Below are 18,349 nucleotides of genomic sequence, written 5' to 3' on the forward strand. Positions count from 1 at the left end.
ACGTCCCGGCTCCCCGGATCAGCCTAAAGTCCCTAGTGTCTTATATGTACGTATTCTCGCAGTGATCGGTTCACCATGAGCAGGCTCATCGAGGACTACGGCCTCATCGGGGACCTCCAGACGGCCGCGCTTGTCGGCCGGGACGGCTCCGTGGACTGGCTCTGCCTGCCCCGCTTCGACTCGCCGAGCTGCTTCGCCGCGCTCCTGGGCGACGAGCGCCACGGGAGCTGGCGGCTGGCCCCGGTGGGCGGCGGACAGTGCGAGAGCCGCGCCTACCGCGCCGGCACCCTGGTGCTGGAGACCTACTGGCGCACGGCCGGCGGCGCCGTCAAGGTGATCGACTTCATGCCCCAGCGCGAGCGCGCGCCGCACCTCATCCGCATCGTGGAGGGCCTGAGCGGCACCGTGGACATGCGCAGCGAACTGCGCCTGCGCTTCAACTACGGCCGCACCGCCCCCTGGGTGCGGCGCACCGGGCACCACCGCGTCGCGGTCGCGGGCCCCGACTCGGCCTGGCTGCGGGCGACCCCCGGCGTGCACACCTACGGCTCCGACGGCTGCACCCGCTCCGACGCCACCGTTGAGGCGGGGCAGCGGGTGCCCTTCGTCCTCACCTGGCAGCCCTCGCACCTGAGCGCCTCGCACCGTACCGACCCCGAGGCCGCGCTGCGCGCCACCGTCGCCCGGTGGCAGGACTGGGCCGCCGGGTTCCGCTACGCGGGCGACTACCCGGACGCCGTACTGCGCTCGCTGATCACCCTCAAGGCCCTGGCCTACCAGCCCACCGGGGGCATCGTCGCCGCCCCGACCACCTCGCTGCCCGAGCTCATCGGCGGGGTCCGCAACTGGGACTACCGCTTCTGCTGGCTGCGCGACTCCAGCATGACCCTGTCCGCCCTGCTGCGCGGCGGCTTCCGCGAGGAGGCCGCGGCCTGGCGCCAGTGGCTGCTGCGGGCGATCGCCGGCGACCCCGGCGACCTGCGCAGCCTGTACGGCGTGGCGGGGGAGCGCCACCTGCCCGAGACCCACGCCGACTGGTTCCCCGGCTACGAGGGCTCCGGCCCGGTCCGGCTCGGCAATGCCGCGGTCGGGCAGTTCCAGCTCGACGTGTACGGCGAGGTCGTCGACACCCTGCACCTGGCGCTGCGGGCCGGCATCCCCATGGAGCGCCAGGTGTGGGCCTTCCTGCGCAGGATGCTGACGCACCTGGAGGGCCACTGGCGCGAGCCCGACGAGGGGTTGTGGGAGGTGCGCGGCGGCCGCCGGCACTTCGTGCACTCCAAGGTGATGTCCTGGGTCGCCGCCGACCGGGCCGTGCGCATGGCCGAGGCCACGGGACTGCCCGCCCCGGTGGAGCGCTGGCGGGAACTGCGCGACGCCATCCACGCCGACGTCTGCGCCCACGGCTACGACGCGCGGCGCGGGGTCTTCGTCCAGCACTACGGCGGCCGGGCCCTCGACGCGGCGACGCTGTTCATCGTCAAGACCGGTTTCCTGCCGCCCGGCGACCCCCGGGTGGCCCGCACCGTCGACGCCGTCCGCGACGAGCTGGACCTGCACGGCTTCGTCCGCCGCTACACGGGCCCCGACGGCGTCCCGGGAACGGAGGGGGCCTTCCTGGCGTGCTCCTTCTGGCTGGCCGACGCCCTGGCCGCGCTGGGCCGGGAGGACGAGGCCCGGGTGCTGTTCGCCCGTGTCCTGGACAGCGCCAACGACCTCGGACTGCTCCCGGAGGAGTGGGATCCGCTCGCGGCGCGGCACCTCGGTAACACTCCGCAGGCGTTCACACACGTAGCGCTCGTCAACACGGCGTTCACTTTGTCTCGTTGTCCCTCGTACGGGGGACACGGCACCATGGAACCCGGCACTTCCCGCGCATGACACGCGTTGGGCAGTGCGGCAGATCCCCGACCAACGGAACGGCGACATGGTGACTTCGGCGGTAGACACGACCCGCACCGACGGCGAGGACCTGGAGCAGCCCGCCCAGGACCGCATCGGCGCAGGCAGGGCGTACACCTGGCTGCTCGTGGTCTGCGGTGCCCTCGGCCTGCTCGCCTCGTGGGTCATCACGATCGACAAGTTCAAGCTGCTGGAGGACCCGAACTTCGTCCCCGGCTGCAGCCTGAACCCGATCATCTCCTGCGGCAACATCATGAAGAGCGAGCAGGCGCACGCCTTCGGCTTCCCCAACCCGATGATCGGCATGGTGGCCTACCCGGTGGTCATCGCCATCGGCATGGGTATCTTCGCCGGGGCCCGCTACCGCAGCTGGTACTGGCTGGGCCTGCAGGCCGGCACGCTCTTCGGCGTCGGCTTCGTCACGTGGCTGCAGTACCAGTCGCTGTACAGCATCGGTTCGCTGTGCCTGTGGTGCTCGCTGGCCTGGGTCGTCACGATCGCGCTGTTCTGGTACACGCTCGTGCACAACGTGAAGCACCGGATCATCCCGGCACCGGCGGCCCTGCGCAACGTCGTGCTGGAGTTCCACTGGGTCGTCCCCGTGCTCTGGTACGGCGTGCTCGTCCTGCTGATCCTGACCCGCTGGTGGTCGTACTGGAGCAAGCATCTCCTCTGACCGGGCTGTCGGTGCGGTGACATAGGCTTTCCTGCCGTGGAGCCCGACCTGTTCACCGCAGCCGCAGAGGAACGTCAGTCGAGGGAGCCGGGAGGCAGTCCCCTCGCCGTACGGATGCGTCCGCGCACGCTGGACGAGGTCGTGGGGCAGGGGCACCTGCTGCGCCCCGGCTCGCCGCTGCGCCGGCTGGTCGGCGAGGGCGGCGGCGGTCCCGCCGGTCCCTCCTCGGTGATCCTGTGGGGGCCGCCCGGCATCGGCAAGACGACGCTGGCGTACGTGGTCAGCCACGCCACCAACAAGCGCTTCGTCGAGCTCTCGGCGATCACCGCGGGCGTCAAGGAGGTCCGCGCGGTCATCGAGAGCGCCAAGCGCGAGTCCGGCGGCTACGGCAGGGACACCGTCCTCTTCCTCGACGAGATCCACCGCTTCAGCAAGGCGCAGCAGGACTCGCTGCTGCCCGCCGTCGAGAACCGCTGGGTCACGCTGATCGCGGCGACCACGGAGAACCCGTACTTCTCGATCATCTCCCCGCTGCTGTCGCGGTCGCTGCTGCTCACCCTGGAGTCGCTGACCGACGACGACCTGCGCGGCCTCGTGCGGCGCGCCCTCGACGACGAGCGCGGCCTGAAGGACGCCGTCACGCTGTCCGAGGAGGCCGAGGCCCACCTGCTGCGCATCGCCGGCGGCGACGCGCGGCGGGCGCTGACCGCCCTGGAGGCCGGCGCGGGCGCGGCCCTCGCCAAGGGCGAGGGGGAGATCTCGCTGGCCACGCTGGAGGAGTCCGTCGACCGTGCCGCGGTGCGGTACGACCGGGACGGCGACCAGCACTACGACGTGGCCAGCGCCCTGATCAAGTCCATCCGCGGCTCCGACGTGGACGCGGCGCTGCACTACCTGGCGCGCATGATCGAGGCGGGGGAGGACCCGCGGTTCATCGCGCGCCGGCTGATGATCTCGGCGAGCGAGGACATCGGCCTCGCCGACCCGACCGCCCTGCAGACGGCGGTCGCCGCCGCTCAGGCGGTGGCGATGATCGGCTTCCCCGAGGCGGCCCTGACCCTCAGCCACGCCACCATCGCGCTGGCCCTGGCCCCCAAGTCGAACTCCGCGACCACGGCCATAGGCGCGGCGCTCGCGGACGTCCGCGCGGGGAAGACCGGGCCGATCCCGGCGCATCTGCGCGACAGCCACTACAAGGGCGCGGCCAAACTCGGCCACGGGAAGGGCTATCTGTACCCGCACGACCTGCCCGGCGGCATCGCGGCCCAGCAGTACGCCCCGGACGACATCCACGGCACGCGCTACTACGAGCCCACGCGCCACGGCGCGGAGGCGCGCTACGCCGACGTCCTGGACCGGGTCCGGGAGCGCCTTGCGGGGGAGTAGCGGCGTGGGCGGCGTGCCCGCCGACGGCCGGTCAGCGGTCCCGCCGACCGGCGGCCGCCTCCTCGGCGGCGTCGAACAGCGCGTGCATCGCCCGGTGCAGCTCCTGGTGGCCGCGGACCGGTTCGGGGAACTCGAAGCGGGCGTCGAAGCTCCCCTCCGCCCCGGTGAAGCGCACCCGCAGCCCGAACCGGTCGAGTGCCAGCGGCACCGCACCGGTGGGCGCCCGCCGGCGGCCGGACGCGTCCGCGGCGAGCGCGCACAGCCAGGCCACCTGGTCGGCGTGGGACGCGGCCAGGTGCTGCAGCAGTTCCGCCTCGTGGGCGATCAGCGGGTCGGCCTCGGCCGCGGCGAAGTCGTCGGGCTCGACCCGGCCCGCGCCCCACAGGTCGTCCAGAAAGGCCTCGCCGACCTCCAGGCGCAGCCGGACGCGTCCGGCGGGGGCCGGCAGCTCGCGGGCCGCCGTGAGCCACCCCGCGATCCGGGCCCGCCCGCGGATGCGTTCGCGCACCGCCACGGGAGCCACATCGGTGATCTCCAGCACAGCGGTCAGCTCGTCGGCCTCGGCGTGCGCGGCGGCCCGTACGGCCGGGGAATCCGCGGGCAGCAGCAGGAAGAGATCGCCGTCGGTGCCCACGATGCGTTCCAGGGGGATCATCGACTCCGGGCGGTCCGCGGGGAGGCCTGGAACGACCAGTACCGCGGAGGCGGTACCCTGTACGAGAGTTCGTGTGCGTTCGGCTGCTGACGGCAACCGGACGATTTCATGCCCGCTGGGACGCGGCTGACCATGAGCTGATCGGACCTCCGTCAAGTCGGCGCCTGATGAGGCGTCGACGGCGCCCTGTGCGGCGTTGGCTTCGTCTGTGATGCGCGTGGTGTTCCCAGGGCGAGACATACGATCTCCTTCGCTAAGGTAAGGCTAACCTAACTTACATGGAGGTCCGGGAAACGTGAACCAGTCGCGTCCCAAGGTCAAGAAGTCGCGTGCGCTCGGCATCGCCCTGACGCCGAAGGCCGTCAAGTACTTCGAGGCCCGTCCCTACCCGCCGGGCGAGCACGGCCGCGGCCGCAAGCAGAACAGTGACTACAAGGTCCGTCTGCTCGAGAAGCAGCGCCTGCGCGCCCAGTACGACATCTCCGAGCGCCAGATGGCCCGCGCCTACGACCGCGCCCGCAAGGTCAGCGGCAAGACCGGCGAGGCCCTGATCGTCGAGCTCGAGCGCCGCCTGGACGCCCTCGTCCTGCGCGCCGGCCTGGCCCGCACCATCTACCAGGCCCGCCAGATGGTCGTCCACGGCCACATCGAGGTCAACGGCCACAAGGTCGACAAGCCGTCCTTCCGCGTGACCCCGGACGACGTCGTCATGGTCCGCGAGCGCTCCCGCGCCAAGACCCCGTTCCAGGTCGCCCGTGAGGGCGGCTGGGCCGGCGAGGGCGAGACCCCGAAGTACCTGCAGGTCAACCTGCAGGCCCTGGCGTTCCGCCTCGACCGTCTGCCGAACCGTCGTGAGGTCCCCGTGATCTGCGACGAGCAGCTCGTCGTCGAGTACTACGCCCGCTGACGCGAAACCCTCGCGGCACGTCGTACGAAGGCCCGCCGCGCACTGCCCCCCGGGGCGTGCGCGGCGGGCCTTCGCCGTTCGCCGCGGACCGCCGTCAGTCCGGCGGCGCCGTGCGCGGCCGGGCGGTGCCGCGGTGACACCTGGCGGCGTCCCCCACCGGGTCCGGGCCCCGGGGGCGGCTCCGGTTGCCCGCGAGCGCCGGCGGGCACCCGTCGAGGGCGCGGGCCACGGCGGAGTCCAGATCCAGGGCGCCGCCCTCCGCGAAGGCCCGCTCGTAGCCCGCCCGCCCCAGCTCCGCCCGGCTGAGCTCCTTGCAGTGGCTGTGCGGGATGCCGAAATAGCGCGAACCGAAGACCGGCAGGCCCACCGCGTCCCAGATGCCGCCCGCGGCCCCCTGGAGGACCGCCGCCTCCTGGGCGTCGTACGAGGCCGTCAGCGCCGCCAGCAGCTCGATGCCCAGCACGATGCCGACCAGGTCGCGGAAGGCGTGGTTGATCCGGACGCACTCCGCCGCGAGCTCCGCGGCCAGGCACGGGTCCTCCTGCCACCAGGCGATGACCGCCCGCGTGTACAGCGCGTACGCCAGCGCCCAGCGCTCCCCGTGGTCCTCGCAGGTCTCCCTGATGTGCTCGCACAGCTCGATCCCGCCCTCCAGGTCTCCCAGGAAGGCCACCGCCATGGCGAGTTCGACCTCGGCCATGATGACGTTGCTGTTGAGCTCGCCCAGCGTCCGGTAGTGGCCCAGCGCCTCCTCGAACAGCGCCTTCGCCCGCGGCAGGTCGTCACTGAGCAGCGCCCCGCAGCCCATCCGGTGCACCGCGTACGCGACCGCGGCGGCGTTCCCGGTCTCCAGGGCCTGCGCGCGGCACTCGTCGAGCATCCCTCGCGCCGCCGTGCCGTCGCCCTGCAGGATCGAGACGTAGCCGCACACCCACAGCGCCTTGGCGCGCTGCCCGGTCGGCGAGGCGTCGGCCGTCAGCGCCCGCTCCAGCCAGTAGCGCCCCTCGGCGAGCCGGCCGCAGCCGACCCAGAAGAACCACAGGCTCGCCGCGAGGTACTGACCCGTGCGGAACTCCTCGGGGACCTCCAGCGAGAACTCCAACGCGGCCCGCAGATTGGCCAGTTCGCGTTCGGTGCTCGACGAGACCTCCGCCTGCCGGGAGCCGAACCACTCCAGCTCGCCCCAGGTGGCGAAGCCCAGGTACCAGTCGCGGTGCCGGCCCCGCAGCCGCTGCTCCTCGCCCAGCGCGCGCAGCCACCCGAGCCCGTACTCCCGCACCGTGTCCAGCAGCAGGTAGCGGACCGCGCCCGCCGCGTCGCGGCGCAGCACCACCGACTTGTCCACCAGGTCGGCCAGCAGGTCGGCCATGCCCTCGGCCGGCACCTCCGCACCGGCGCACACGTACTCCGCGGCCTCCAGGTCGAAGTCGCCCGCGAAGACCGACAGCCGTGCCCAGAGCAGGCGTTCCTGGGGGGTGCACAGCTCGTGGCTCCATCCGATCGCGGTGCGCAGCGCGCGGTGCCGTTCGGGGCCGCCGGAGCTGCCGGGGCCGCGCCGGGTCAGCAACCGGAACCGGTCGTCGAGCCGTCCGGTGATCTGCCGCACCGACAGCGCCCGCAGCCGGCCCGCCGCCAGTTCCAGCGCCAGCGGGATGCCGTCCAGTCGGCGGCACAGCTCCTCGACCTCGGGGCGGTTCCCGGCGTCCACCCGGAACCCCGGCTGCGCGGCGGTCGCGCGCTCGGCGAACAGCTCCACCGCCTCGCGCGGATCGGCGAGCGGCTCCACGGGAAGCACGTGCTCGCCCGGCACCCCGAGCGGCTGCCGGCTGGTGGCCAGCACCTTCAGGCCGGGCGCCTGCCGCAGCAGCGCCTCCGCGAGGTCGGCGGCCGCGTCCACCTGCCCCTCGCAGCAGTCCAGCACGAGCAGCAGTTCGCGGCCGGCCAGAAAGCCGACGAGCGCGGCCCGCGGGCCGCGCATCGTGTGGTCGGTCAGGTCGAGGGCGGCGGCGACCGCATGGTCCACCAGGCCCGGATCCCGGACCGCGCCGAGTTCCGCCAGCCAGACCCCGGCGCCGAAGCCGCGCGCCGACGATGCCGCGCGCAGCGCGAGTCGGGTCTTGCCCACCCCGCCGACCCCCGTCAGCGTCACCATCCGGGCCGTGCCCAGCAGGCGGTCCACCTCGGCGAGTTCATGCCGCCTGCCGACGAAGTGGTTCAGCTCGCTCGGCAGGTTGCCGGGCGTCCTCTCATGATGCATGGGTCACGGAGGGTATCGTCAAATAAGCGGAACGTACAGTCCGAACGGTGCCGCGGGGGGTAATGCGGTACGGAGTGCGGGGCCCGTCACGATAAGGTCGTTACCTGGTTGACGTGGCGATCCGAGGGAGCAGCAGCGTGTCCGGTGGAGAGGTGGCCGGCCTCATCGTGGCGGTCTTCTGGGCGATCCTGGTGTCGTTCCTCGCCGTGGCGCTGGTGCGGCTCGCCCAGGCGCTCCGGCAGGCCACCCGGCTGGTCGCCGAGGTGACCGACCGGGCCGTACCGCTGCTCGGCGAGGCCTCCGAGGCGGTGCGCTCCGCGCACGCGCAGCTGGCCCGCGTGGAGACCATCACCTCCGACGTCGCCGAGGTGACCGCCAACGCCTCCGCGCTGTCCACGACCGTCGCCTCCACGTTCGGCGGCCCCCTGGTGAAGGTCGCGGCCTTCGGCTACGGGGTGCGGCGCGCGGTCAACCTGCAGACCAAGGGCGCCGCCAAGAAGCGCACCGTGGTCCTCGGCCGGACGCTCCCGTCCGCCCGCAGCCGTAAGTCGAGGGGCTGACCTGCCATGTTCCGCCGTGCTTTCTGGTTCACCGCCGGTGCCGCCGCCGGAGTCTGGGCCACCACCAAGGTCCAGCGCACCGTGCGCGGCCTGACCCCCGAGAGCCTCGCCGCGAAGGCGGCCGACAAGGCCCTGGAGGCAGGGGGCCGGTTGCGCACCTTCGCCCAGGACGTCCGCGCCGGCATGGCCGAGCGCGAGGACCAGCTGAACGACCAACTGGGCCGTACGGCCCCCGATCTCGACATGCCGGCTCAGCGGCCGGCGATCGCGTACCACCACCGGAAGGACGATCACTGATGGAGTCGGCAGAAATCCGCCGCCGCTGGCTGCGCTTCTTCGAGGAGCGCGGGCACACCGTCGTGCCGTCGGCGTCGCTCATCGCCGACGACCCGACCCTTCTTCTGGTGCCCGCGGGCATGGTCCCGTTCAAGCCCTACTTCCTGGGTGAGGTCAAGCCGCCCTTCCCGCGCGCCACCAGCGTGCAGAAGTGCGTCCGCACGCCCGACATCGAAGAGGTCGGCAAGACCACGCGGCACGGCACGTTCTTCCAGATGTGCGGCAACTTCTCCTTCGGGGACTACTTCAAGGAAGGCGCCATCAAGTTCGCCTGGGAGCTGCTCACCAGCTCCGTGGCGGACGGCGGTTACGGGCTCGACCCCGAGCGGCTGTGGATCACCGTCTACAAGGACGACGACGAGGCCGAGCAGATCTGGCGCGACGTGGTGGGCGTGCCCGCCGAGCGCATCCAGCGCCTGGGCATGAAGGACAACTTCTGGTCCATGGGCGTCCCGGGTCCCTGCGGCCCGTGCTCCGAGATCAACTACGACCGCGGTCCCGAGTTCGGCGTCGAGGGCGGCCCGGCCGTCAACGACGAGCGGTACGTGGAGATCTGGAACCTGGTCTTCATGCAGTACGAGCGCGGGGAGGGCACGGGCAAGGAGGAGTTCCCGATCCTCGGCGACCTGCCCGCCAAGAACATCGACACCGGCCTCGGTCTCGAGCGTCTCGCCATGATCCTGCAGGACGTGCAGAACATGTACGAGACCGACACCCTGCGCGTGGTCATCGACAAGGCCACCGAGCTCACCGGCGTCGCCTATGGTGCCGCCCACGAGTCCGACGTCTCCCTGCGCGTGGTCGCCGACCACATGCGCACGTCCGTCATGCTCATCGGCGACGGTGTCACGCCCGGCAACGAGGGCCGCGGCTATGTGCTGCGCCGCATCATGCGCCGTGCCATCCGCAACATGCGCCTGCTGGGCGCCACCGACCCGGTCGTCCTCGACCTGGTCGACGCCGTCATCACGACGATGGGGCAGCAGTACCCGGAGCTGGCCGACGACCGCAAGCGCATCGAGACGGTCGCCGTCGCCGAGGAGAACGCCTTCCTCAAGACGCTCAAGGCCGGCACGAACATCCTCGACACGGCCGTCACCGAGACCAAGGCCGCCGGCTCCTCCGTGCTCCCCGGCGACAAGGCCTTCCTGCTCCACGACACCTGGGGCTTCCCGATCGACCTCACCCTCGAAATGGCCTCCGAGCAGGGCCTGTCGGTGGACGAGGACGGCTTCCGCCGCCTGATGAAGGAGCAGCGGGACCGCGCCAAGGCCGACGCCATGGTGAAGAAGAGCGGCCACGCCGACCTGTCGGCCTACCGCGCCGTCGCCGACTCCGCCGGCACGACCGTGTTCACCGGCTACACCGACAACGAGGGCGAGGCCAGCGTCGTCGGCCTGCTGGTGGACGGCGTGCCGTCGCCGGCCGCCAACGAGGGCGACGAGGTCGAGGTCATCCTCGACCGCACCCCCTTCTACGCCGAGGGTGGCGGCCAGCTCGCCGACACCGGCCGCATCCGCACCGACTCCGGCGCCGTCATCGAGATCCGGGACGTGCAGCAGCCCGTGCCGGGCGTCACTGTGCACAAGGGCAGTGTCCAGGTCGGCGAGGTGACGGTCGGCTCCGGCGTCCTCGCCAGGATCGACCTGGGCCGCCGCCGCGCCATCGCCCGCGCCCACAGCGCCACGCACCTCACGCACCAGGCGCTGCGCGACGCCCTCGGCCCCACGGCCGCCCAGGCCGGCTCGGAGAACTCCCCGGGCCGCTTCCGCTTCGACTTCGGCTCGCCGGCCGCCGTACCCGGCAGCGTGCTCACGGACGTCGAGCAGAAGATCAACGCCGTGCTCGCCCGTGAACTCGACGTCACCGCCGAGGTCATGAGCATCGACGACGCCAAGAAGGCGGGCGCCATCGCCGAGTTCGGCGAGAAGTACGGCGAGCGCGTGCGCGTGGTGACCATCGGCGACTACTCCAAGGAGCTGTGCGGCGGCACGCACGTCCACAACACCGCCCAGCTGGGCCTGGTGAAGCTGCTCGGCGAGTCCTCGATCGGCTCCGGCGTGCGCCGCGTCGAGGCCCTGGTGGGCGTGGACGCGTACAACTTCCTGGCCCGCGAGCACACGGTCGTCGCCCAGCTCCAGCAGCTGGTCAAGGGCCGCTCGGAGGAGCTCCCGGAGAAGATCGCCGGCATGCTCGCCAAGCTCAAGGACGCCGAGAAGGAGATCGAGCGCTTCCGCGCCGAGAAGGTCCTGCAGGCCGCCGCGGGCCTCGCGGAGTCCGCCCAGGACGTCAAGGGCGTCGCCGTGGTGACCGGCCAGGTCCCGGACGGCACGAGCGCGGACGACCTGCGCAAGCTCGTCCTCGACGTCCGCCAGCGGATCACCGGCGGCCGCCCGGCCGTCGTGGCGCTGTTCACCGTGGCCAATGACCGCCCGCTGACCGTGATCGCCACCAACGAGGCCGCCCGTGAGCGCGGTCTGAAGGCCGGCGACCTGGTCCGCACCGCCGCCAAGACCCTCGGCGGCGGTGGCGGCGGCAAGCCGGACGTCGCCCAGGGCGGCGGTCAGAACGCCGACGCCGTCGGCGACGCCGTCGCCGCGGTGCAGCGTCTGGTCGCCGAGACGGTCTGATGTCGCTCGTACGCAGGGGTCGCAGGATCGCGATCGACGTCGGGGACGCCCGCATCGGGGTCGCCTCGTGCGACCCCGACGGGGTCCTCGCCACACCGGTGGAGACGGTGCCCGGCCGGGACGTCCCGGCCGCGCGCCGGCGCATCGCGCAGATCGTCGAGGAGTACGAGCCGATCGAGGTCCTGGTCGGCCTGCCCCGCTCGCTCAGCGGGCGGGAAGGGCCGGCCGCGGCCAAGGCGCGTGGGTTCGCCGAGGATGTGGCTAAGATCATCTCGCCGGTCCCGGTGCGGCTGGTGGACGAGCGAATGACCACGGTGACCGCCACCCAGGGGCTGCGCGCTTCGGGTGTGACGGCGAAGAAGGGACGTTCGGTCGTCGATCAGGCCGCTGCTGTCGTTATCCTGCAGAGTGCCCTGGAGACCGAACGGGTGTCCGGGAAAGCTCCCGGAGAGAGCGTCGAACCTTTTATCTGATCGCGGTACGGTAACGTTCCGCGCGACACAGCGGCTCCATCGCGGAGCCGAGGTGCCCAGGGCCGGTCGACCTGGGCCGTGCCACCGGCGCCGGCCTGCTGCCGCCTCGCGAACCGAACCGTAGGGGATCGATGACTGACTATGGCCGGAGCTCAGGCTCCGAAGCATGGCACCCCGAAGACCCTCTCTTCGGTGATCAGTGGGGTCAGCAGCAGCCTCAGCAGCATCCCCACCAGCAGCAGCCGCACCCTCAGGCCCAGCAGCAACAACAGCAGTACCCGCAGCAGCATTCCCAGCAGCAACAGCAATATCCCCAGCAACACCCGCAACAGCAACCGCAGCAGTACCAGCAGCAGGGCGGCTGGGACCCGTACGCCGGCACCGGCCAGCAGCCGCAGTACCCGTACGACCCCCAGCAGCAGCAGTACGACCCCTCCTGGGGCAATCCGGCCGGCTACGGCGGCGACCCCTACGCCGGCGGCCAGCCGCAGCCCGACTACTACGGCCAGAACGGCTACCCGCCGCCGCAGCCGCCGGACCAGCGGTACCAGGAGCAGCAGCAGGTCCCGCAGGGCTACGAGCAGACGCCGCCGGAGCAGGTCCCGCAGCGGCCGCAGCCCCAGCCCCAGCGCCCGCAACCGCAGCGCCGGCAGCAGGAGCCGTCCCGTCCCGAGTGGGACGACGAAGCGGAGGCCGCCGACGACCACGCCTTCTTCTCCGGCGGCGGTGACGACGACGAGGACGACGACGACCGCGCCGGCGGCCGCGGCGACCGTCGCGGGGGCAAGGGCGGCAAGGGCAAGGGCGGCAAGAAGCGCCGCAGCGGCATGGCCTGCCTGGTCGTGCTCGTGGTGCTCGGCGGCGGCCTGGCCGGCGTGACGTACTTCGGCTACGGGTACTACCAGTCGCACTTCGGCCCGGCCCCCGACTTCGCGGGCCAGGGCTCCGGAGAGGTGCAGGTCGAGATCCCGCAGGGCGCCAGCGGTATCGAGATCGGCAACATCCTCAAGAAAGCCGGCGTGGTCAAGAGCGTCGACGCGTTCACCACCGCCAGCAACCAGAACCCCAAGGGCAACTTCATCCAGGCCGGCGTGTACGTCCTCAAGAAGCAGATGTCCGCCGCCAGCGCCGTCAAGATGATGCTCGACCCCACGTCCCAAAAGGTCCTGATCATCGCCGAGGGTCTGCGGGACGCGCAGATCTACTCGACCATCGACGCCAAGCTGGGACTGGACGAGGGCACCACGAAGAAGGTCGCCACGGCCCAGGCCGACAAGCTCGGCATGCCGTCCTGGGCGGACGACGGGGCCGACATAAAGGACCCGCTGGAAGGCTTCCTCTTCCCCTCGCGCTACAGCATCGCCAAGGACATGAAGCCCGAGGAACTGCTGAAGCAGATGGTCAAGCAGGCCACGGCGGAGTACGAGAAGGACGACCTGCAGGGGCAGGCGAAGAAGGCCGGCATGTCGCCGCACGAGGTCATCACCATCGCCAGCCTGGTACAGGCCGAGGCGAAGGAGGACGACGAGTTCGGCAAGGTCTCGCGGGTCATCTACAACCGCCTCGACCAGGACATGTTCCTGGGCTTCGACTCGACGATCAACTACGCCAAGGGCCGCAGCACCCTCAACACGTCGACGGCCGACACCAAGGACCCGTCGCCCTACAACACGTACAACCACAAGGGCCTGCCGCCGGGCCCGATCGGCAACCCCGGCCACCAGGCGATCGAGGCGGCGCTGCACCCGACGAAGGGCAACTGGCTCTACTTCGTGACGGTCAAGCCCGGTGACACGCGCTTCACCAACAGCCAGGCCGAGCACGACAAGAACGTCAAGGAGTTCAACGAGTACCAGCGGGAGCACGGCGGTTGATGAGCGACGGCAAGCGGGCGGCGGTCCTCGGATCGCCGATCGCCCACTCCTTGTCGCCTGTGCTGCACCGCGCCGCCTACGCGGAGCTGGGGCTGGACGACTGGACGTACGACCGGTTCGACGTCGGTGAGGAGGCCCTGCCCGGATTCCTGGAGGAGCTGGGGCAGGGCGGCCGGCGCTGGGCCGGGCTGTCGCTGACGATGCCGCTCAAGCGTGCGGTGATCCCCCTGCTCGACGTGGTCAGTGACACCGCGGCGTCGGTGGAGGCCGTGAACACCGTGGTGTTCGCCGAGGACGGCCGCCGCACCGGCGACAACACCGACATCCCGGGCATGGTCGCGGCCCTGCGGGAACGCGGGGTCGGGCGGGTGGCATCGGCCGCGGTCCTGGGAGCGGGCGCGACCGCGTCCTCCGCGCTGGCCGCGCTGGCGCAGATCTGCGACGGCGAGGTCACCGCCTATGTGCGCAGCACGGCCCGTGCGGCCGAGATGCGGCAGTGGGGCGAGCGGCTGGGTGTGACCGTGCGCACGGCCGCATGGGAGGACGCGCACCGCGCGTTCGGCGCGCCCCTGGTGATCGCCACGACCCCGGCCGGCACCACGGACGCGCTCGCCGCGGCGGTGCCCCAGGCCCCCGGCACGCTGTTCGACGTGCTCTACGACCCGTGGCCGACCGCACTGGCCGCCGCGTGGTCCGAACGCGGGGGAGCGCTGGTCGGCGGGCTCGACCTGCTCGTGCACCAGGCGGTGCTCCAGGTGGAGATGATGACCGGCCGCCGGCCCGCCCCCCTGGCGGCGATGCGCGCCGCGGGCGAGGCGGCGCTGCACCGCTCCTGAGCCCCGCGGACCGACGGCGCCCGGTGTCCGCTCGGCGGACCGTGCTCGGCCCTTGCACGGATACGTGAAAGGATCGCAGTACGCACGGCCGGTCCGGCCCGCCCTGCCGCGGGACGGCCCATGGAGAAGGAGCGAGCACCGTTGAGCACGTTGCGCTGGCTGACCGCGGGGGAGTCGCACGGCCCCGCACTCGTCGCGACGCTGGAGGGGCTGCCCTCCGGCGTGCCGATCACCACCGCCATGGTGGCGGACCACCTCGCGCGGCGGCGGCTGGGCTACGGCCGCGGTGCCCGCATGAAGTTCGAGCAGGACCAGGTCACCTTCCTCGGCGGCGTGCGCCACGGGCTGACCATGGGCTCGCCGGTCGCGATCATGGTCGGCAACACCGAGTGGCCCAAGTGGGAGCAGGTCATGTCGGCCGACCCGGTCGACCCCGAGATCCTCGCCGGACTCGCCCGCAACGCCCCGCTGACCCGTCCGCGCCCCGGTCACGCCGACCTCGCCGGCATGCAGAAGTACGGCTTCGACGAGGCCCGGCCGATCCTGGAGCGCGCCTCCGCCCGCGAGACCGCGGCCCGCGTGGCGCTCGGCGCCGTGGCCCGCTCGTACCTCAAGGAGACGGCCGGCATCGAGATCGTCTCGCACGTCGTGGAACTCGCCTCCGCCAAGGCCCCGTACGGCGTCCTGCCCACGCCGGCCGACGTCGACAAGCTCGACGCCGACCCCGTGCGCTGCCTCGACTCCGACGCGAGCAAGCGGATGGTCGCGGAGATCGACCAGGCCCACAAGGACGGCGACACCCTCGGCGGCGTCGTCGAGGTGCTGGCGTACGGCGTGCCGGTCGGTCTCGGCAGCCACGTCCACTGGGACCGCCGCCTCGACGCGCGTCTTGCCGCGGCCCTCATGGGCATCCAGGCGATCAAGGGCGTCGAGGTCGGCGACGGCTTCGAGCTCGCGCGAGTCCCCGGCTCCAAGGCGCACGACGAGATCGTGGCCACGCCCGACGGCATCCGCCGCTCCTCCGGCCGCTCCGGCGGCACCGAGGGCGGCCTGTCCACCGGCGAACTGCTGCGGGTGCGCGCCGCGATGAAGCCCATCGCCACCGTGCCGCGCGCCCTGGCCACCGTGGACGTGACCACCGGCGAGGCCACCCAGGCCCACCACCAGCGTTCCGACGTCTGTGCCGTCCCGGCCGCGGGCATCGTGGCCGAGGCGATGGTCGCCCTGGTGCTCGCCGACGCGGTCGCCGAGAAGTTCGGCGGCGACAGCGTCACCGAGACCCGCCGCAATGTGCGCGGCTACCTCGACCACCTGGCGATCCGGTGAGCGCCCCGGTCGTCGTCCTGGTCGGGCCGATGGGCGTGGGCAAGACCACCGTGGGCGAACTGCTGGCCGAACGGCTCGGTGTGAGCTGCCGCGACACCGACGCCGACATCGTCGAGGCCGAGGGCCGGCCGATCTCCGACATCTTCGTGGAGGACGGCGAGGAGCACTTCCGGGCCCTGGAGGCCCGGGCGGTGCGCGCCGCGCTGGCCGAGCACCCCGGAGTGCTCGCGCTCGGCGGCGGTGCCGTCCTCGACGCGGACACGCGCGGGCTGCTCGCGGGCCTGCCCGTGGTCTTCCTCGACATGGACGTCGCCGAGGCCGTCAAGCGCGTCGGTCTCGACGCCGCCCGCCCGCTGCTCGCCGTCAACCCGCGACGGCAGTGGCGGGAGCTGATGGACGCCCGGCGACCGCTGTACACCGAGGTCGCCCGCGCCGTGGTCAGCACGGCGGACCGCACCCCCGAGGACGTCGCCGACGCCGTCCTGGACGCACTGGAGCTGAAGACCGCATGACCGAGCACGCCGCCCACGCCACCGTCCGCATCCCTGTCGGGGGCAGCCAGGGCACCGAGCCGTACGAGGTCCTGGTCGGCCGGCAGCTCCTCGGCGAGCTGCCCGGCCTGATCGGCGACAAGGCCGTACGGGTGGCCGTCATCCATCCCGAGGCGCTGTCCGCCACCGGCGAGGCGCTCCGCGACGACCTGGCGGAGCAGGGCTACGAGGCCGTGGCGATCCAGGTGCCCAACGCGGAGGAGGCCAAGACCGCCGAGGTCGCCGCGTACTGCTGGAAGGCGCTCGGCCAGTCCGGGTTCACCCGCACGGACGTCGTCGTGGGCGTCGGCGGCGGCGCCACCACCGACCTGGCCGGCTTCGTCGCCGCCACCTGGCTGCGCGGCGTCCGCTGGATCGCCGTCCCCACCACGGTGCTCGGCATGGTGGACGCGGCCGTCGGCGGCAAGACCGGCATCAACACCGCCGAGGGCAAGAACCTCGTCGGTGCCTTCCACCCGCCGGCCGGTGTGCTGTGCGACCTCGCCGCCCTGGAGTCGCTCGCGGTCAACGACTACGTCAGCGGCCTCGCGGAGATCATCAAGGCGGGCTTCATCGCCGACCCGGTCATCCTCGACCTGATCGAGGGCGACCCGGCCGCCGCCCGCACCCCTGACGGCGCCCACACCGCGGAGCTGATCGAGCGGGCCATCCGGGTCAAGGCCGAGGTGGTCTCCGCGGACCTCAAGGAGTCGGGCCTGCGGGAGATCCTCAACTACGGCCACACCCTCGGCCACGCCATCGAGAAGAACGAGCGGTACGACTGGCGGCACGGTGCGGCCGTCTCCATCGGCATGGTCTTCGCCGCCGAACTCGGCCGCCTCGCCGGGCGGTTGGACGACGCCACCGCGGACCGCCACCGTGCGGTGCTGGGGTCCGTGGGGCTGCCGCTGACCTACCGCGGGGACCAGTGGCCGCGGCTGCTGGAGACCATGAAGGTCGACAAGAAGTCCCGCGGCGACCGGCTCCGCTTCATCGTCCTCGACGCCCTCGCCAAGCCCACCGTCCTGGAGGCGCCCGACCCCGCGGTGCTCCTCGCCGCCTACGCCGAGATCTCCAAGTAGCCACCGGCACCACTGCCGCAGAACGGCCGGGCACCTCGCGGGTGACCCGGCCGTTCACACAACTGCGGCCGTTGACGGTACCGTTCGGTCGAACCTGAAAGCACTTGTACGGGACGGAGTGGCCGCGATGCAGCATGGCGTGGGCGCGCCTCTGCCACCGCCGCACGGCGGGCAGCCGGTGTCCGGCCCGCCGGGACCGCCGCCGCAGCAGCCACCGGCGGCGACCGGTCACTTCCCGATGGCACCAGGAGCCCCCGTCCAGCACCCGGGACGGCCGCCCGAGCAGGTCCACCAGGCCGGTGCCCACCCCGGCGCGGATCCCGGTACGAGCCCCGGCGCCCCCCGTCCGCGCCCCGGGTACGGCCCCGTGGCCGTCCTGCTGATCGGCGCCGCGGGAGCCGGGAAGACCACGATCGCCCGCCACTGGGCCGACCACCGCGGTGTCCCCACCGCCCACATCAGCCTGGACGACGTGCGCGAATGGGTGCGCTCCGGCTTCGCCGACCCCCAGTCGGGCTGGAACGACAACTCCGAGGCGCAGTACCGTCTCGCCCGCCGCACCTGCGGCTTCGCTGCCCGCAACTTCCTGGCGAACGGCATCTCCTGCATCATCGACGACGCCGTCTTCCCCGACCGCCCCGTCGTCGGCCTCGGCGGCTGGAAGCGCCACGTCGGCCCGGGCCTGCTGCCCGTCGTCCTGCTCCCCGGCCTCGACGTCGTGCTGGCCCGCAACGCGCAGCGCACCGGCAACCGGCGGCTGACCGACGAGGAGGTCGCCCGCATCCACGGCCGCATGGCCGGCTGGTACGGGTCCGGGCTGCCCATCATCGACAACTCGCACCTGGACGTGGCGGCGGCGGCCGCCGCCCTCGACAGCGTCGTCGCGCGCAGCCTGCAGGGACCGCCCGCCTGGTAGGCG

At 72.3% G+C, this 18,349-nt stretch carries 16 protein-coding genes; 14 read left to right on the forward strand and 2 right to left on the reverse strand.

The features are described 5' to 3' along the window. Positions 1–75: 75 nt before the first annotated feature. Genes ACIP9H_RS21085 through ACIP9H_RS21095 form a run of 3 tightly spaced genes read left to right on the forward strand, consistent with a single transcriptional unit; the run spans position 76 to position 3,964 of the window. Entirely contained in the window at positions 76–1,881 is a 1,806-nt protein-coding gene (locus ACIP9H_RS21085; protein ID WP_401594152.1) for a glycoside hydrolase family 15 protein, read from the forward strand. A 46-nt stretch (positions 1,882–1,927) separates the two neighbouring features. Continuing rightward, the gene (locus ACIP9H_RS21090) at positions 1,928–2,578 is read left to right on the forward strand and encodes a vitamin K epoxide reductase family protein (protein WP_401594155.1); all 651 of its coding nucleotides are present in this window, start codon (positions 1,928–1,930) and stop codon (positions 2,576–2,578) included. 36 nt (positions 2,579–2,614) lie between these two features. After that, a complete protein-coding gene (locus ACIP9H_RS21095; RefSeq protein WP_401594158.1) occupies positions 2,615–3,964 on the forward strand; it encodes a replication-associated recombination protein A in 1,350 nt (449 codons plus the stop codon). A gap of 31 nt (positions 3,965–3,995) precedes the next feature. Here the strand turns inward: ACIP9H_RS21095 and ACIP9H_RS21100 are convergent, their stop codons facing one another. Next, complete coding sequence (locus ACIP9H_RS21100; protein WP_401594161.1) at positions 3,996–4,715, reverse strand: DUF2470 domain-containing protein; 720 nt, start codon at positions 4,713–4,715, stop codon at positions 3,996–3,998. A gap of 199 nt (positions 4,716–4,914) precedes the next feature. Between ACIP9H_RS21100 and rpsD the strand changes: the two genes are divergently transcribed. Beyond that, positions 4,915–5,526, forward strand: a complete 612-nt coding sequence (rpsD, locus tag ACIP9H_RS21105) for a 30S ribosomal protein S4 (RefSeq protein ID WP_018564200.1) — start codon at positions 4,915–4,917, stop codon at positions 5,524–5,526. A 94-nt stretch (positions 5,527–5,620) separates the two neighbouring features. Here rpsD and ACIP9H_RS21110 read toward each other — a convergent pair whose 3' ends face one another. Beyond that, a complete protein-coding gene (locus ACIP9H_RS21110; protein WP_401594164.1) occupies positions 5,621–7,783 on the reverse strand; it encodes an ATP-binding protein in 2,163 nt (720 codons plus the stop codon). Positions 7,784–7,920: 137 nt separating this feature from the next. On the opposite strand from ACIP9H_RS21110, the gene ACIP9H_RS21115 reads away from it, so the two are divergent. The 10 genes from ACIP9H_RS21115 to ACIP9H_RS21160 all read left to right on the forward strand — a co-directional run bounded on the left by ACIP9H_RS21115 (position 7,921) and on the right by ACIP9H_RS21160 (position 18,346). Further along, positions 7,921–8,343, forward strand: a complete 423-nt coding sequence (locus ACIP9H_RS21115) for a DUF948 domain-containing protein (RefSeq protein WP_401594167.1) — start codon at positions 7,921–7,923, stop codon at positions 8,341–8,343. 6 nt (positions 8,344–8,349) lie between these two features. After that, positions 8,350–8,640, forward strand: a complete 291-nt coding sequence (locus tag ACIP9H_RS21120) for a DUF6167 family protein (protein ID WP_360914939.1) — start codon at positions 8,350–8,352, stop codon at positions 8,638–8,640. Further along, positions 8,640–11,309, forward strand: coding sequence for an alanine--tRNA ligase (gene alaS / locus ACIP9H_RS21125; RefSeq protein WP_401594170.1), 2,670 nt, complete (start codon positions 8,640–8,642; stop codon positions 11,307–11,309). Before ACIP9H_RS21120 ends, alaS begins: the two co-directional genes overlap by 1 nt. Beyond that, positions 11,309–11,782, forward strand: a complete 474-nt coding sequence (ruvX, locus tag ACIP9H_RS21130; RefSeq protein ID WP_401594173.1) for a Holliday junction resolvase RuvX — start codon at positions 11,309–11,311, stop codon at positions 11,780–11,782. The genes alaS and ruvX overlap by 1 nt, the downstream gene beginning before the upstream one ends. Positions 11,783–11,913: 131 nt before the next feature. Beyond that, a complete protein-coding gene (mltG, locus tag ACIP9H_RS21135) occupies positions 11,914–13,656 on the forward strand; it encodes an endolytic transglycosylase MltG (RefSeq protein WP_401594176.1) in 1,743 nt (580 codons plus the stop codon). Continuing rightward, a complete protein-coding gene (locus ACIP9H_RS21140; RefSeq protein ID WP_401594179.1) occupies positions 13,656–14,492 on the forward strand; it encodes a shikimate dehydrogenase in 837 nt (278 codons plus the stop codon). Before mltG ends, ACIP9H_RS21140 begins: the two co-directional genes overlap by 1 nt. 141 nt (positions 14,493–14,633) lie before the next feature. Then, positions 14,634–15,818, forward strand: coding sequence for a chorismate synthase (gene aroC / locus ACIP9H_RS21145; RefSeq protein ID WP_401594182.1), 1,185 nt, complete (start codon positions 14,634–14,636; stop codon positions 15,816–15,818). Further along, entirely contained in the window at positions 15,815–16,330 is a 516-nt protein-coding gene (locus ACIP9H_RS21150; protein WP_401594185.1) for a shikimate kinase, read from the forward strand. Before aroC ends, ACIP9H_RS21150 begins: the two co-directional genes overlap by 4 nt. After that, positions 16,327–17,430 (forward strand): 3-dehydroquinate synthase, encoded by a 1,104-nt coding sequence (aroB, locus tag ACIP9H_RS21155; RefSeq protein WP_401594188.1) that lies wholly within the window; start codon positions 16,327–16,329, stop codon positions 17,428–17,430. Before ACIP9H_RS21150 ends, aroB begins: the two co-directional genes overlap by 4 nt. A 127-nt stretch (positions 17,431–17,557) precedes the next feature. Further along, on the forward strand, positions 17,558–18,346 hold the full coding sequence (locus ACIP9H_RS21160; protein WP_401594191.1) for an AAA family ATPase: 789 nt from the start codon (positions 17,558–17,560) through the stop codon (positions 18,344–18,346). Positions 18,347–18,349: the final 3 nt, after the last annotated feature.

The organism is Streptomyces sp. NPDC088732 (assembly GCF_044751205.1).
Taxonomy (GTDB): Bacteria; Actinomycetota; Actinomycetes; order Streptomycetales; family Streptomycetaceae; genus Actinacidiphila.

Bases quoted from the DNA above. Each gene is read 5' to 3' on its own strand.
- aroB (WP_401594188.1), top strand. From the start codon at position 16,327: ATGACCGAGCACGCCGCCCACGCCACCGTCCGCATCCCTGTCGGGGGC.
- ACIP9H_RS21140 (WP_401594179.1), top strand. From the start codon at position 13,656: ATGAGCGACGGCAAGCGGGCGGCGGTCCTCGGATCGCCGATCGCCCAC.
- ACIP9H_RS21110 (WP_401594164.1), bottom strand. From the start codon at position 7,783: ATGCATCATGAGAGGACGCCCGGCAACCTGCCGAGCGAGCTGAACCAC.
- ruvX (WP_401594173.1), top strand. From the start codon at position 11,309: ATGTCGCTCGTACGCAGGGGTCGCAGGATCGCGATCGACGTCGGGGAC.
- alaS (WP_401594170.1), top strand. From the start codon at position 8,640: ATGGAGTCGGCAGAAATCCGCCGCCGCTGGCTGCGCTTCTTCGAGGAG.
- ACIP9H_RS21085 (WP_401594152.1), top strand. From the start codon at position 76: ATGAGCAGGCTCATCGAGGACTACGGCCTCATCGGGGACCTCCAGACG.
- ACIP9H_RS21090 (WP_401594155.1), top strand. From the start codon at position 1,928: ATGGTGACTTCGGCGGTAGACACGACCCGCACCGACGGCGAGGACCTG.
- mltG (WP_401594176.1), top strand. From the start codon at position 11,914: ATGACTGACTATGGCCGGAGCTCAGGCTCCGAAGCATGGCACCCCGAA.
- ACIP9H_RS21160 (WP_401594191.1), top strand. From the start codon at position 17,558: ATGCAGCATGGCGTGGGCGCGCCTCTGCCACCGCCGCACGGCGGGCAG.
- ACIP9H_RS21120 (WP_360914939.1), top strand. From the start codon at position 8,350: ATGTTCCGCCGTGCTTTCTGGTTCACCGCCGGTGCCGCCGCCGGAGTC.